Annotated in this window: 14 protein-coding genes; 12 read left to right on the top strand and 2 right to left on the bottom strand. The window is 64.2% G+C overall.

Features of this window, described 5'->3' with window-relative positions; all coding sequences use genetic code 11:
* Positions 1–210: 210 nt before the first annotated feature.
* Positions 211–531: an H-NS histone family protein gene (locus CRO50_RS16840; protein ID WP_179747309.1), complete on the top strand. Its 321-nt coding sequence runs from the start codon at positions 211–213 to the stop codon at positions 529–531.
* Between the two features lie 677 nt (positions 532–1,208).
* On the top strand, positions 1,209–1,583 hold the full coding sequence (locus CRO50_RS16835; protein WP_097147101.1) for a YigZ family protein: 375 nt from the start codon (positions 1,209–1,211) through the stop codon (positions 1,581–1,583).
* Here the strand turns inward: CRO50_RS16835 and CRO50_RS16830 are convergent.
* Positions 1,580–2,194, bottom strand: a complete 615-nt coding sequence (locus CRO50_RS16830) for a TetR family transcriptional regulator C-terminal domain-containing protein (RefSeq protein ID WP_097147100.1) — start codon at positions 2,192–2,194, stop codon at positions 1,580–1,582. The genes CRO50_RS16835 and CRO50_RS16830 overlap by 4 nt on opposite strands.
* A 245-nt stretch (positions 2,195–2,439) precedes the next feature.
* Between CRO50_RS16830 and CRO50_RS16825 the strand changes: the two genes are divergently transcribed.
* The 8 genes from CRO50_RS16825 to CRO50_RS16790 all read left to right on the top strand — a co-directional run bounded on the left by CRO50_RS16825 (position 2,440) and on the right by CRO50_RS16790 (position 10,231).
* The gene (locus CRO50_RS16825; RefSeq protein ID WP_097147099.1) at positions 2,440–3,690 is read left to right on the top strand and encodes a Zn-dependent hydrolase; all 1,251 of its coding nucleotides are present in this window, start codon (positions 2,440–2,442) and stop codon (positions 3,688–3,690) included.
* A 97-nt stretch (positions 3,691–3,787) separates the two neighbouring features.
* Positions 3,788–5,248, top strand: a complete 1,461-nt coding sequence (gene hydA / locus CRO50_RS16820; protein ID WP_097147098.1) for a dihydropyrimidinase — start codon at positions 3,788–3,790, stop codon at positions 5,246–5,248.
* Between the two features lie 10 nt (positions 5,249–5,258).
* A complete protein-coding gene (locus tag CRO50_RS16815) occupies positions 5,259–6,041 on the top strand; it encodes an ABC transporter ATP-binding protein (RefSeq protein WP_416061083.1) in 783 nt (260 codons plus the stop codon).
* On the top strand, positions 6,034–6,459 hold the full coding sequence (locus tag CRO50_RS16810) for a GNAT family N-acetyltransferase (RefSeq protein WP_097147096.1): 426 nt from the start codon (positions 6,034–6,036) through the stop codon (positions 6,457–6,459). Before CRO50_RS16815 ends, CRO50_RS16810 begins: the two co-directional genes overlap by 8 nt.
* Positions 6,456–7,373 carry an ABC transporter permease gene (locus tag CRO50_RS16805; protein WP_097147095.1) on the top strand — a complete coding sequence of 306 codons (918 nt, stop codon included), beginning with the start codon at positions 6,456–6,458 and terminating at the stop codon, positions 7,371–7,373. The genes CRO50_RS16810 and CRO50_RS16805 overlap by 4 nt, the downstream gene beginning before the upstream one ends.
* Before the next feature lie 97 nt (positions 7,374–7,470).
* Positions 7,471–8,313: an ABC transporter permease gene (locus CRO50_RS16800; RefSeq protein ID WP_097147094.1), complete on the top strand. Its 843-nt coding sequence runs from the start codon at positions 7,471–7,473 to the stop codon at positions 8,311–8,313.
* Positions 8,314–8,355: 42 nt separating this feature from the next.
* Positions 8,356–9,348 (top strand): ABC transporter substrate-binding protein, encoded by a 993-nt coding sequence (locus CRO50_RS16795; protein ID WP_097147093.1) that lies wholly within the window; start codon positions 8,356–8,358, stop codon positions 9,346–9,348.
* A 169-nt stretch (positions 9,349–9,517) separates the two neighbouring features.
* The gene (locus CRO50_RS16790; protein ID WP_097147092.1) at positions 9,518–10,231 is read left to right on the top strand and encodes a FadR/GntR family transcriptional regulator; all 714 of its coding nucleotides are present in this window, start codon (positions 9,518–9,520) and stop codon (positions 10,229–10,231) included.
* 255 nt (positions 10,232–10,486) lie between these two features.
* Here the strand turns inward: CRO50_RS16790 and CRO50_RS16785 are convergent, their stop codons facing one another.
* Complete coding sequence (locus CRO50_RS16785; RefSeq protein ID WP_097147091.1) at positions 10,487–11,206, bottom strand: DUF1028 domain-containing protein; 720 nt, start codon at positions 11,204–11,206, stop codon at positions 10,487–10,489.
* 102 nt (positions 11,207–11,308) lie between these two features.
* Here CRO50_RS16785 and CRO50_RS16780 point away from each other — a divergent pair, with 102 nt between their 5' ends.
* Both CRO50_RS16780 and CRO50_RS16775 read left to right on the top strand, forming a co-directional pair.
* On the top strand, positions 11,309–12,898 hold the full coding sequence (locus tag CRO50_RS16780; protein ID WP_097147090.1) for an ABC transporter substrate-binding protein: 1,590 nt from the start codon (positions 11,309–11,311) through the stop codon (positions 12,896–12,898).
* A 181-nt stretch (positions 12,899–13,079) separates the two neighbouring features.
* Positions 13,080–14,027, top strand: coding sequence for an ABC transporter permease (locus CRO50_RS16775; RefSeq protein WP_097147089.1), 948 nt, complete (start codon positions 13,080–13,082; stop codon positions 14,025–14,027).
* Positions 14,028–14,037 lie beyond the last annotated feature (10 nt).

Below are 14,037 nucleotides of genomic sequence, written 5' to 3'. Positions count from 1 at the left end.
AAACGCCGGGCAGGTTAACCTGCTCGGCGTTTTTTTGCCTGTTCATGTCGCTACTGAATGCTCAGACACTTGCCGTTCTTCCCAAGGTGGGAAATAAATGAATTCGTAATGAGTATTTCTTCCATTGCTGTTGCTCATTCCAAAGATGCTGGTATATGAGCCGAATGTGGGAACGCAGTAGTCTTTCCCTAGAGTAAAGGACGTGTGATTATGTTGGACTTTGATCTGGACGAAATGTCCCTTAGTGATCTGAAGAAGCTGCAGGCGCAGGTTGCGACGGCAATCAAGACCTTTGAAGATCGTCAGCGCAAAGCGGCGCTGGCCGAGCTGGAAGCGAAGGCTGCCGAAATGGGTTTCAGCCTCTCCGATCTGACCGGCCAGGGTGGCCGCAAAGCCAAGGTGAATCCCCCGAAGTACCGCAATACCGCCGACGCGACCCAGACCTGGAGCGGCCGTGGCCGTCAGCCGGCCTGGATCAAGGAAGCTCTGGCACGTGGCGAATCCCTGGACCAGTTCCTGATCGTCAAGTGATCCATATGGCATGAAGCGGGCGGGCCTCACTCGGTCCGTCTGCGTCATGATCTCCCGCTGCTGCGGGTGAAAAGGGCCTTCGGGCCCTTTTTTCGTGCCCGGCCCCCAGGGGCTGCCGGAGCGTTGCGCAAGAAATCCGCATTTGATGCCCAAAATATGGACGAAATCCGCGCTGAGAGGGCGTGCCATCGAATTTTTTACTATTTGATCAAAATTTACCGTTTGATAAAAAAACGACCTGTGCCAAGCTGGTTTCAACAAGGTTTCAAGGGGAGGCCGGATTGGACAGCGCACAGACACGTCGGGGCATGCAGCCGCGGTCGCGTGCCGTCCTGGCGGCAGGTGCTGCCGCTCTGGCCCTCCTTGCTCAAGCAAGATCAGAGGGAGGGCTGCCATTCACATGAGGAACAGACCATGGGCGCGTCTGACGCGCACATCGTCGAGACCGTGACGCTCACTGCCAACTGGATCACACATCCCAATGTTCCAGTTGCCATAGGGCGCACGGCACAAAAGCGGGCCCTGATCCCCACCCGTGAAGGGCCTGCGAAGGCGCCGCCTGCGAGGGCGGCGCCTTCATTTCATCGAGATGATGGTCGAGCGGGGCGGGTGGGATTTTTCCCTCCGCGTAAAGGCGGGGGGTTGTCCTTCTGCGCGGGCTCGGGTCTCTGGGGGCCATGAGCGATCTACTGATACTTGATGGCGTGCTCAGTGACCGGGGCTCTAAGTATGCCGTGGCGGGCGGGCCCGCAGGCAGCCGGGCCGAGGCCGAGGCGCTGGTAAAGGCGCTGAAGCGGAAGAAGAAATTCGCCAAGGCCACGCACAACACCTGGGCATTGCTGCTGCCGGGAGAGCCGGTGAAAGCCGACGACGGGGAAGCCGGCGCCGGCATGGTCATCCTGCGGATGCTCGAGCGCGCGGGCCTCGAGGGGCACGTGATCGTCGTCACCCGCTGGTTCGGCGGCACCCATCTGGGCGGCGACAGGTTCCGCCACGTGCAAAGCTGCGTGCGCGCCTACATGGAAGAAATCGGGGTCACCCCGGAAGGTTAGGGCGCCAGAAGCCGGGTGAAGAGCGTGGTCAGGTAGCGTTCCGCGGCGGGGAAGGGGTCATCGTTTTCCGGTCCCAGGACAGCGCGGACCTGCACGTCGAAATCGGCGTAGTGCTGGGTCAGCGACCAGATCGAGAAGATCAGGTGGTAGGGGTCGGACTTGGCCAGCCTGCCGTCGTCCATCCAGCCTTCGATGACCTTTGCCTTCTCGTCCACCAGGTCCTTCAGCTCGGTCTCCAGCATCTCGATGATGCGCGGCGCGCCCTGGACAATCTCGTTGGCGAAAAGGCGGCTTTCACGGGGGTGATCGCGGCTCATTTGCAGTTTGCGCCGCATGTAGGTCAGGATCTCTTCCAGCGGTTCGCCGTCATCCTTCATGTCCTGCAACGGCGCCAGCCAGGTTTCCATGAGGGTTGACAGCAGGTGACCGTGGATCGCCTCCTTGGACGGGAAGTAATAGAGCAGGTTCGGTTTCGACAGGTTCGCTTCCCGGGCGATCTGGTCGACGGTCGAGCCGCGAAAACCATAGGTCGAAAAGACCGAAAGGGCGGCCTCCGAGATCAGGGCGATGTTCTTGCGCTGAATTCTTGTGCGGGTGACCGGCTTCGTCATCAGGTGATTCTGCTCCCAGGGCGCGGGGCGCCCCTTTATCCCTTGTCATGGACTTCTTGTCCGGGCGTCGATTTTTGACCGGGCGGACAGAGATGTCCAGCGCTGATCGAATAGGCAGAGCGGCCAGCGGCGGCTCTGTTCGATCCTTTGGCGGATGGCGTTTTCTTGACTGGTCACAGGGCTCTGCTAGCCTCCGCTTTGACCAAAAGGTCAAAAGGAATGCAGCAAGCTTTGGAGGCAAGATCATGGCCGCACCCGGAGAAAACCTTAAAATCAACGGGGAGAGGCTGTGGGACAGCCTCATGGAGATGGCGCAGATCGGGCCCGGCGTGGCCGGTGGCAACAACCGCCAGACCCTGACCGACGCCGATGCGGAAGGCCGCGCCCTGTTCCAGAGCTGGTGTGAGGCCGCCGGCTGCTCGATGGGTCTCGACTCCATGGGCAACATGTTCGCCATGCGGCCCGGCACCGATCCCGAGGCGCTGCCGGTCTACATGGGCAGCCACCTGGATACGCAGCCGACGGGCGGCAAGTATGACGGTGTGCTGGGTGTGCTCGGCGCGCTCGAGGTCGTGCGGACGCTGAATGACCTGGACGTGAAGACCAAGCACCCGATCGTGGTCACCAACTGGACCAATGAAGAGGGCACCCGCTACGCCCCCGCCATGCTCTCTTCCGGCGTCTTTGCCGGGGTGCATACGGAAGAATGGGCCAAGGACCGCGTCGATGCCGAAGGCAAGAAGTTCGGCGACGAGCTGAAGCGCATCGGCTGGGAAGGTGATGAACCCGTGGGCGCACGCAAGATGCACGCCATGTTCGAGCTGCACATCGAGCAGGGCCCGATCCTGGAAGCCGAGGGCAAGGACGTGGGCATCGTGACCCATGGCCAGGGCCTGAGCTGGACGCAGGTGACCATCACCGGCAAGGACAGCCACACCGGCTCGACCCCGATGCCGATGCGCAAGAACGCGGGTCTGGGCATGGCCAAGGTGCTGCAGCTGGTGGACGAGATCGCCTGGTCGCACGCCCCGCACGCGGTCGGCGCGGCGGGTCATATCGACGTCTACCCCAACTCGCGCAACGTGATCCCCGGCAAGGTGGTCTTCACTGTCGACTTCCGCAGCCCCGAACTGTCGGTGATTGAGGACATGGAGGCCCGCCTGAAGGCGGGGGCGCAAGAGATCTGCGACGAGATGGGCCTGTCGGTCGAATTCGAGAAGGTCGGCGGCTTCGATCCGGTGAAGTTCGACGAGACCCTGGTGGGCCGCCTGCGCGACGCCTCGGAGCGTCTGGGCTACAGCCACCGCGACATCATCTCGGGCGCCGGGCATGATGCCTGCTGGATCAACCAGGTGGCGCCGACGGCCATGGTGATGTGCCCCTGCGTGGATGGCCTCAGCCACAACGAGGCAGAAGAGATCAGCAAGGAATGGGCGACCGCCGGGGCGGATGTTCTCTTGCATGCGGTGCTGGAAACCGCTGAGATCGTGGAATGACAAAAGGGGGCTCTGCCCCCGCCCCCCGCGCCTGAAGGTGCGGACCCCCCGACAGATTTCCGAAAGGGAAACGGGGCAATGGAACAGGGAGACTAACATGATCAAGGTGATCAAGGGCGGCACCGTGGTGACCGCAGACCGTCAGTGGAAGGCCGATATCGCCATTGAGGGCGAGACCATCAAGGAGATCGGCGAGGACCTGAAGGGCGATGAATATATTGACGCCGAAGGGGCTTACGTGATCCCCGGCGGTATCGACCCGCATACCCACCTGGAAATGCCCTTCATGGGAACCACCGCCGCCGAGACCTTCGAGACCGGCACCTGGGCGGCCGCCTGCGGCGGCACCACGATGCTGATCGACTTCTGCCTGCCCGGTGCGGATGGCTCGATCAAGAACGCGATCCAGGAATGGCACCGCAAGTCGGCGCCGCAGATCTGCTCGGACATCGGCTATCACATGGCGATCACCGGCTGGAACGAGCTGATCTTCGAGGAAATGAAGGATGCCGTCGATGCTGGCGTCAATTCCTTCAAGCATTTCATGGCCTACAAGGGCGCGCTGATGGTCGAGGACGACGAGATGTTCGCCTCGTTCAACCGCTGCAAGGAGCTGGGCGCGCTGCCCATGGTCCATGCCGAGAACGGCGACCTCGTCGACCTGATGCAGAAAAAGTTCCTTTCCGAGGGCAAGACGGGGCCGGAATGGCACGCACGCTCGCGTCCGCCCGAGTTCGAGGGCGAAGCCGCCAACCGCGCCATCACCATCGCCGATGCCGCCGGCGTGCCGCTTTATATCGTGCATGTCTCCTGCGAGCAGGCGCATGAGGCCATCCGCCGGGCCCGCCAGAAGGGCATGCGCGTCTATGGCGAACCGCTGGCGCAATTCCTGACGCTGGATGATGACGAGTATCTCTCGAAGGACTGGCTGCATTCCGCGCGTCGCGTGATGTCGCCGCCGTTCCGCGGCAAGGAACATCAGGACGGTCTCTGGGCCGGTCTGCAGTCGGGCTCCCTGCAGGTGGTGGCAACCGACCACGCCGCCTTCAGCTCCGAGCAGAAGAAGATGGGTCTCGAGGACTTCACCAAGATTCCCAACGGGACCAACGGCCTGGAAGAGCGTCTCGCGGTGCTCTGGACCGCCGGTGTCGAGACCGGGCGCCTGACGCCCGAGGAATTCGTCGCGGTGACCTCCTCCAACATTGCGAAGATCCTGAACATCTACCCCAAGAAAGGCGCGCTGGTGCCGGGGGCGGATGCAGATATCGTGGTCTGGGATCCGAAGATCTCGAAGACGATATCGGCGGCGAACCATCACTCGATCCTCGATTACAACGTCTTCGAGGGCTACGAGGTGAAGGCCCAGGCGCGTTACACCCTGTCGCGCGGCGAGGTCATCTGGGCCTGGGGGCAGAACTCCCAGCCGCAGCCGGGCCGGGGCCGTTTCGTGCCGCGTCCTGCCTTCCCCTCGGCCCATGCGGCCCTCTCTAAGTGGAAAGAGTTGAACTCTCCGCGCTCGGTCGAGCGCGATCCGCTGAACATTCCGGCCGGTATCTGAGGTTAGCTACGTGACGCAACTCCCTGTGATCGAGGCCAAACACCTCGATCTGACCTTCCAGACCAATGACGGGCCGGTGCAAGCACTGCGCGACGTGAACCTGCAGATCTCCAAGGGGGATTTCGTCAGCTTCATCGGCCCCTCGGGCTGCGGCAAGACCACCTTCCTGCGCTGCATCGCGGCGCTGGAAGAGCCCACTGGCGGTAGCCTGTCGGTGAACGGCATGAGCCCGGAGGAGGCCCGCAAGGCCCGCGCCTATGGCTATGTCTTCCAGGCGGCGGGGCTCTATCCCTGGCGCACCATCGCGGGCAACATCAAGCTGCCGCTTGAAATCATGGGCTTTTCCAAGGCCGAGCAGGCCGAGAAGGTGGAAAAGGTGCTGGAGCTGGTGGATCTTGCCGGCTTCGGCAAGAAGTTCCCCTGGCAGCTCTCGGGCGGCATGCAGCAGCGGGCCTCGATCGCCCGCGCGCTGGCTTTCGATGCCGATATCCTGCTGATGGACGAACCCTTTGGCGCGCTTGATGAAATCGTGCGCGACCACCTGAACGAAGAGCTGCTGAAGCTCTGGGCGCGGACCGAGAAGACCATCGGCTTCGTCACCCATTCGATCCCCGAGGCGGTGTACCTCTCGACCAAGATCGTCGTGATGTCTCCGCGGCCGGGACGGATCACCGACGTGATCGAAAGCCCGCTGCCCAAGGAGCGCCCGCTGGACATCCGGGACAGCCCTGAATTCCTTGAAATCGCGCATAGAGTCCGGGAAGGGCTGCGGGCGGGCCATGCCTATGACTGACCTTCGCCGCGCCACCGAGGCGGACATCCCCGCCTGTGCCGCCGTTGCCAGCGACTGGATCGACGAAACCGGCTGGATGCCCCGCATCCACTCGCGCGAAGAACTGGAAGGGCATATCCGCTCGGCCTTTTCCGACCGCGAGATCTGGGTGATCGGCCAGCCTGCGCAGGCCTATATGTCGGTCGATCCGGAAGCGGGCCATATCGGCGCGCTCTACTGCCGCGAACGCGGGCAGGGCTGGGGCAAGGCCTTTCTCGACAAGGCCAAGGAGGGGCGGGACAGTCTCAGCCTTGATACCCATGTGCCCAATGACGCCGCGCAGCGCTTCTACGCCCGCGAAGGTTTCGTCGAGACGGGACGCCGGATGCCGGTTCCGCCAGAACTGGTGATGGAAATGCGCATGGAGTGGAAACGATGAAACAGGTGTTGATTCCAGTCATCACTGTTGTCGCTACCATCATGGCCTTCTGGTATGCCGCCTGCGTGCCGATGAACATCAAGTTCGCCCTGATGACCGCCGAGCGGCAGGGAGAGATCGTCTCGCCCGAGGGGATGATGGCCCGCCGCGACATGTCGGCGCTGGTGCTTTCGGTGAAGAACCCGGCGCAATGGAGTGACACCTGGGTGCAGGCCAAGCCGCGTCTGCCGGCACCGCACCAGGTGGTGACCGAGCTGTGGAAATCCACCATGGAGGTCAAGCCCACCTCGAAGCGCAGCCTTGTCTTCCATGGCTGGGTCACGCTCTCGGCGACGCTTCTGGGCTTCGTCATCGGCGCCGGGATGGGCATCGTGCTGGCCGTGGGGATCGTGCATAGCCGCGCCATGGACATGTCGGTGATGCCCTGGGCCATCGCCAGCCAGACCATTCCGATCCTGGCCATTGCGCCGATGATCATCGTGGTGCTGAATTCCGTTGGGCTGCAGGGGCTTATCCCCAAGGCCGTGATCTCGGCCTACCTGTCGTTCTTCCCCGTGGTCGTGGGCATGGTGAAGGGGCTGCGCAGCCCCTCTCCGATGGACCTCGACCTGGTGAAGACCTGGAGCGCGACCAAGGCGCAGAGCTTCTGGAAGCTGCGGCTGCCCGCTTCGGCCCCCTATCTCTTCGCCTCGCTGAAGATCGGCGTGGCCTCCAGCCTCGTCGGAACGATCGTGGGCGAGCTGCCCTCGGGCACCGGCCAGGGTCTGGGCTTCCGCCTGCTTTCCGGCAGCTACTACGGGCAGACGGTGCAGATCTGGTCGGCGCTCTTCGCCACGGCAATCCTTGCCGCCTGCCTCGTCGCCACCATCGGTGCGGTCGAGCGCGGTGTGCTGAAACGCATGGGGCTGGCATGATGGAGAAGAGAGCTTCGTTCAACCGGGCACCGGGCCTCACCCCGGCACGATCCGCCGGCGCAATGCACGACCGGGTGGCACTTGAAGGAGGGCCCTCATGCCCCTTGTAATCGCAGCCTTTCTGCTCTGGGCCGGGGCCTGGTTCCTGAATGTGCAACTGGCCAATGGCCGCGGTGCCGACACCCGCGCGGTGCGCCTCGCGGTGCCGGTGATCTTCGGGCTGACCCTGGTCGCCATGTGGGAGCTCATCGTGCGCGGCCTCGCCCTGCCCATGGTCATCCTGCCGGCGCCCTCGATGATCGGCGCGCGCTTTGCGACCTCGATCCCGACGCTCTGGACGGACTTTGTGCAGACCTTCGTCAAGGGCGCGCTCTCGGGCTTTGCCATCGGCGGCCTGGCGGCCTTCTTCGTCGCCATCCTCGTCGACCGCAGCGATTTCCTGCGCCGGGGCATCCTGCCCGTGGGCTCTTTCGTCGCCGCGCTGCCCATCGTCGGCACTGCGCCGATCCTCGTCATGTGGTACGGCTTCGACTGGCAGTCGAAGGCCGCCGTGGTGACCATCATGGTCTTCTTCCCGATGCTGGTGAACATCACCGCCGGGCTGCAGGAGACCACGCAAATGCAGCGGGACCAGATCAAGACCTGGGCCGCGAGCTACTGGCAGGGGCTGTGGAAGCTGCGCCTGCCTGCCGCCATGCCCTTCGTCTTCAACGGGCTGAAGATTTCATCGACCCTTGCGCTTATCGGCGCGATCGTTGCGGAATTCTTCGGGTCTCCGATTGCGGGCATGGGCTTTCGTATCTCAACATCGGTGGGGCAACTGGCGCTGGACATGGTCTGGGCCGAGATCGTCGTCGCCGCTCTGGCGGGATCGCTGTTCTACGGGGGCATCGCCCTGGTGGAACGCTGGGTGACCTATTGGCACCCCTCTCAGCGCTGACAAGGCGCGTCATAATATGAAGACCAAACAGGGAGTTACAAAATGAAACATCTGATCGCAGGGGCCGTCGCCCTGGGTGCGACCGCCTCGGGCGCTCTGGCCGCCGACGAGGTGACGCTGCAGCTGAAGTGGGTCACCCAGGCCCAGTTCGCAGGCTATTACGTCGCCGAGGCCAAGGGCTTCTACGACGCGGCCGACCTCGACGTGACCATCAAGGCCGGTGGCCCCGACATCGCGCCCGAGCAGGTGATCGCCGCCGGCGGTGCCGATGTCATCACCACCTGGATGGCCGCGGGCCTGGCCGCGCGTGAGCGTGGCGTCAGCCTCGTCAACATCGCCCAGCCCTTCAAGACCGGCGGTCTGCAGGTCAACTGCCTCAAGGCAGCCGGCATCGAGTCCCCCGAGGACTTCCCCGGCCACACCATGGGCGTCTGGTTCTACGGCAACGAGTATCCCTTCTACGCCTGGATGGCCGCCCTCGGCATCGAGACCGACGGCGCGGACGAGAACGGCGTGACGGTGATCAAGCAGGCCTTCTCGGCCGATCCAATCATCCAGGGCCAGGCCGACTGCATCTCGACCATGACCTACAACGAGTACAAGCAGATCCTCGATGCGGGCATCACCGAAGACGAACTGGTGACCTTCAACTACCTCGAGGAAGGCTTCGGCATGCTCGAGGACGGTCTCTACGTGCTCGAGGAAGACCTGGCCGACGAGGCCTTCAAGGACAAGATGGTCCGTTTCGTCGCCGCCTCGATGGAAGGCTGGAAGTACGCGGAAGCCAACCCCGAGGAAGCCGCCGAGATCGTCCTGGAATTCGACGAGACCGGCGCTCAGACGCTTGAGCACCAGATCTACATGATGGGCGAAGTGGCCAAGCTGACCGCCGGCTCCAACGGTGCGCTGGACCCGGCTGACTACGAGCAGACCGTGGCCACGCTGCTCTCTGCCGTCAGCCCGGACAACCCCGCCATCACCAAGGAGCCCGAGGGCGCCTGGACCCACGAGATCACCGACGCCGCTCTGGACTGATCTTCTGGCTGGAACCTGAGAGGGGCCGGGCATTGCGTCCCGGCCCTTTTTCATGCAGCCTGCCTAATCATCATGAGAATTCCGCCAGGGCGGAAAAGCGAGGCCCCCTCTGAAGGACGAGACCCGGAAACCTGAGCGCGCCGAACCGGCGCCCCGGCGCTCGCGCCCGGTGCTGGTTGCCGATGCGATCAAGGACTACGTGGTCGAAGAGGGGCTGCGCATGGGCGACCGGTTGCCCGGCGAGGCCGAGATGATGGCGCGTTTCGGCATGTCCAAGGGGACCATCCGCGAGGCGATGCGCATCCTCGAAGCCCAGGGGCTGGTGAAGACCCGCACCGGACCCGGTGGCGGCTCTTTCGTTCATGAAGTCAGCCGCGAACGCGCCCGCGCCCTGCTGGGCAACTACTTCTATTTCCGCGACCTGACCTTGAAGGACATCTACCAGATGCGCCGCCTGCTTGAGCCCGAGCTCGCGGCCTCGCTGGCCGGCAATCTCGACGCCGATCAGCTGAGCCAACTCGAGGCCGTGGTGCAAAGCTACGACCACCCCTCGGCGGATATCGAGGAAGAGCGCGAACAGCATGTTGCCTCGCTGCGCTTCCACCAGCTCCTGGCCGAGTTCTCCCGCAATGAGCTTCTGGGCTTCATCATCGGCTTCATGGCGCAGATCCTCAGCGACCTGACGGTCTATCGCCGCCTCTACGAGCCCGCCAACCCCGAGCTCTGGGCCAAGGGCCGCGCCTATCAGCTGGAGCTTCTGGCCGCCCTGCGCGACGGCGACCCGGATCGCGCGCGGCTGGTCATGGGGGATCACATGGCCACGGCGGAAGCGCTGATGGAGGGGCAGGAAGCTCTGATGCTGAAGCGCTTTCTCAACCACTGAGTAACAGCGCCTCGCCGGCCTGCCTTTTCACCCCTGCGGGCCATGCCTCCGGCGGGAGTATTTTCGGCCTTGTGATGAAGCGGGACAATGCCCGGAAAGGCACGCTACTTTCCCACTGCGCGCGTGGCACGCTCATCATGGAGAAGGAGGCCGCCTTTCTGTCAGCGGCTCATCATCATCACCAGGCTGAAAATACTCCGGGGGTGAATTGGGCCCGCAAGGGCTCAAGAGGGGGCAGCGCCCCCTGCCTGCGGGTCAGTCGGGCGCAGGCCCGTCCGCTTGTGGCTCTCGGTCCAGACGCCGGAAGTCGGCCTCCGTCGGGGCCCGGAAGGGTGCCTCTTTCGTAGGCACCAGATCGGCCCATTCCGCATAGAGCCCGGTGGTGGCACGCCGATGCAGCGCCTCGAGGTCCGCCAAGGGCGAATCGGATGCGTCGATCCGCAGGCTCAGCGGCGCCATGTCGGGCCCGAGGCAGAGCAGGGCGGCGGATAGAAGCCCCCTGCTATCCGAACCTGCGGCCTCTCCGGCCTTCAGCGCGGCAAGCAGCCTCTGGTCCATCGACCCTTCGCTCGCCTGGTAGGCCGCGAGCACAGCATCGAGCACCGCCTCCGAGGCCAGCATGTTGCCCGCAATCACGATTCCAGGCGCATGCCGCGCCGCGCAGGCGGGCACGGAGGCCTCGCCGGTGAAATCGCCGGTGCCCCCCGTCAGGTCCAATGCAGAAAGCTGTCTATGCGCCTTGCCTACATCTGGGTTGGTCACGTCCTGCACCGCCTGAGCGGCCGAGCGGCCCTCCTGCATGGCGTCCAGCACCGCCTCGCCCCAGAGGGTCGAGGGCGCTGTGCCCTGGCTGGCCGACATCCCCGCTTCGATCCGCCCGCGCAGCACCCAGCCACCGACGCAAAGCGAGCCCGTCGCCGCCGCGCCACCGATCCTGCCTGTTTCCGCGTCACGGACGAGTATCGAAAAGGTCATGGCTGCTCCTGTCGTTCTTGCCTCTTGAATTTATCATGAGAATTTGCCTGACTGCAATTTATCATGATCAATAAAGGCCGCTTTGCAGAGGAGAGGCTCGCAATGAAACAGGGAATTCTCAACTGGACCCGCCGAGGGGTTCTTGGTGCCGGGACCGCGCTTGGCCTGGCGATGTCGCTGGGTCTGGCGGGGCAGGCGGGGGCGCAGACGCCTCCCGGCGTGCTGATTGTCGGCCAGATCGCCGAGCCGAAAGCGCTGGACCCCGCTGCGGTCACCGCCGTGAACGACTTCCGCATCCTGATGAACGTCTATGACGGTCTGGTACGCTACAAGTCCGGCACGCTGGAGGTCGAACCGGCCCTGGCCGAAAGCTGGGAGATCAGCGAGGACGGCACCACCTATACCTTCAAGCTGCGCGAGGGCGTGAGCTTCCACGACGGCTCGGCCTTCGATGCCGAGGCGGTGAAGTTCAACTTCGACCGCATGCTGAAGGAGGATCACCCCTACCACGACACCGGCCCCTTCCCGCTGGCCTTCTTCTTCTCCTCCGTCGAGGAGGTCACCGTGGTCGATCCGCTGACGGTGGAGTTCCAGCTGAACGCCCCCTATGCGCCCTTCCTGTCGAACCTGGCCTATCCCACCGGCCTCATCGTCTCGCCCTCCGCGGTCGAGGAATACGGCGCCGACTACGACCGTCACCCCTCGGGCACCGGGCCCTTCACCTTCGCCGAGTGGGAATCCAACACCCATGTGATCCTGAACGCCAATGCCGACTACTGGGATGGCGCGCCCGAGCTGGAAACGGTCGTCTTCCGCCCGATCACCGATGCCAACACCCGCACTGCCGAGATGCTGGCCGGAGGCATCGACCTGATGGTCGAGGTGCCCCCCGTCGCGCTGTCGGAGTTCGAGGGCGATGATTTCACCGTGGTCGAGCAGGCAGGCCCGCACGTCTGGTTCCTGATCCTGAACGCCAAGGAAGGCCCCTTCGCCGAGAAGGCCGTGCGCCAGGCGGCGAACTACGCTGTCAACAAGACCGCGCTGGTCGAGAATGTGCTGGAGGGCACCGCCGACGTGGCCGCAGGCCCCACGCCGCCCGCCTTCGCCTGGGCCTACAACGAGTCGCTGGAGCCCTATCCTTACGACCCCGAGAAGGCCAAGGAACTGCTGGCCGAAGCCGGGATGGAGGCGCCCGAGGTGACCTTCTACGTCACCGAAGGTGGCTCGGGCATGCTCGATCCGGTGGCCATGGGCACCGCGATCCAGGCGGACCTGGAAGCCGTCGGCTTCGACGTCACCATCGAGACCTACGAATGGAACACCTTCCTCGGCGAAGTGAACCCCGGCCTCGAAGGCAAGGCAGACATGGCCGAGATGGCCTGGATGACCAACGACCCCGACACGCTGCCCTACCTGGCGCTGCGCACCGATGCCTGGCCCGACAAGGGCGGCTTCAACTCGGGCTATTACTCCAACCCCGAGGTGGACGAACTGCTGGAGAAGGCCCGCGTCTCGACCAGCCAGGAAGAGCGCGCCAGCCTCTACCAGGAGATGCAGGCCATCGTGCAGGAAGACGCCCCCTGGGTCTTCGTGGCGAACTGGAAGCAGAACGCCGTGACCTCCTCGGCGGTCGAGGACTTCGCGCTTGAGCCCTCGTTCTTCCTGCTGCTGAAGGACGTGGTGAAGAACTGACCTGCGGGTCGTGATGCCCGTGGCGTGGGAAGATGGGTGCGCACCCACCCTACGCCCGAAGGCAGGCGGCGGGACGATGATCCCGCCGCCCGCCAATTTGAGCGCGGAGGGCGAAACCGCGTAGGGTGGATGACAATCCACCTTCGTCCCGACCCACGACCCGACACAGCGGAGGCAAGGCATGACCGGCTATATCCTCAAGCGTCTCCTCTCGGCGGTGCCCGTCCTTCTGGGCATCACCGTGATCGTCTTCCTGATCATGGCGATGATCCCCGGTGATCCGGCGCTGGCCATCCTCGGTGCCTATGCCACGCCCGAGAACGTGGCCAAGATCAACCGGGACCTCGGCCTCGATGCGCCGCTGGTGGCGCGCTATTTCATCTGGCTCGGCAATATGCTGACCGGCGACTTCGGCACATCCTTCAGCCTCAACCGCCCCGTCATCGACGAGGTTCTGGACCGCTTCAGCGCCACGCTGCTGCTGGCGGGGACCTCCTTCGTCCTCTGTTCCGTGCTGGGCATTGCCGCCGGGGTCATCAGCGCGGCGAAGCAATATGGCTGGGCCGACAAGGGCATCACCTTCGCGGTGCTCCTGGGGATCTCGATCCCCTCCTTCTTCCTCGGCATGATGATGATCCTGATCTTCGCGGTCGAGCTGCGCTGGTTCCCGGTCTCGGGCATGAAGATGGCCTATGGCGGCGGAGGCTTCGCCGATGTGGCCAACCACCTGGTGATGCCCGCCTTCGCGCTGGCCGTCGTCGCCACCGGCGTCGTCGCGCGCCTGTCGCGCTCGGCCATGCTGGAGGTGCTGCGCCAGGACTTCATCCGCACCGCCCGCGCCAAGGGCGTACGCGAAGGCCGCGTGGTCTGGGGCCATGCCCTGCGCGCGGCCATGGTCTCGATCATCCCGGTCCTGGGTATCCAGGCGGGCTTCGTGCTCTCGGGCGCGGTCTATATCGAGATGGTCTTCCAGTGGCCAGGCGTGGGCCGGATGCTGGTTGATGCCATCCTCAAGCGCGACATCCTGCTGGTGCAGGGCGGGGTAGTCTTCGTCGCCGCCTGCTACGTGCTCTTCAACATCGCGGTCGACGTGGCGCAAAGCCTGCTCGACCCCCGCATCAAGACCTGAGGAGGCCGCA

This window comes from Pseudooceanicola antarcticus (genome assembly GCF_900215355.1).
Lineage (GTDB): Bacteria > Pseudomonadota > Alphaproteobacteria > Rhodobacterales > Rhodobacteraceae > Pseudooceanicola > Pseudooceanicola antarcticus.
This window is presented reverse-complemented; position numbering and strand designations above follow the sequence as displayed.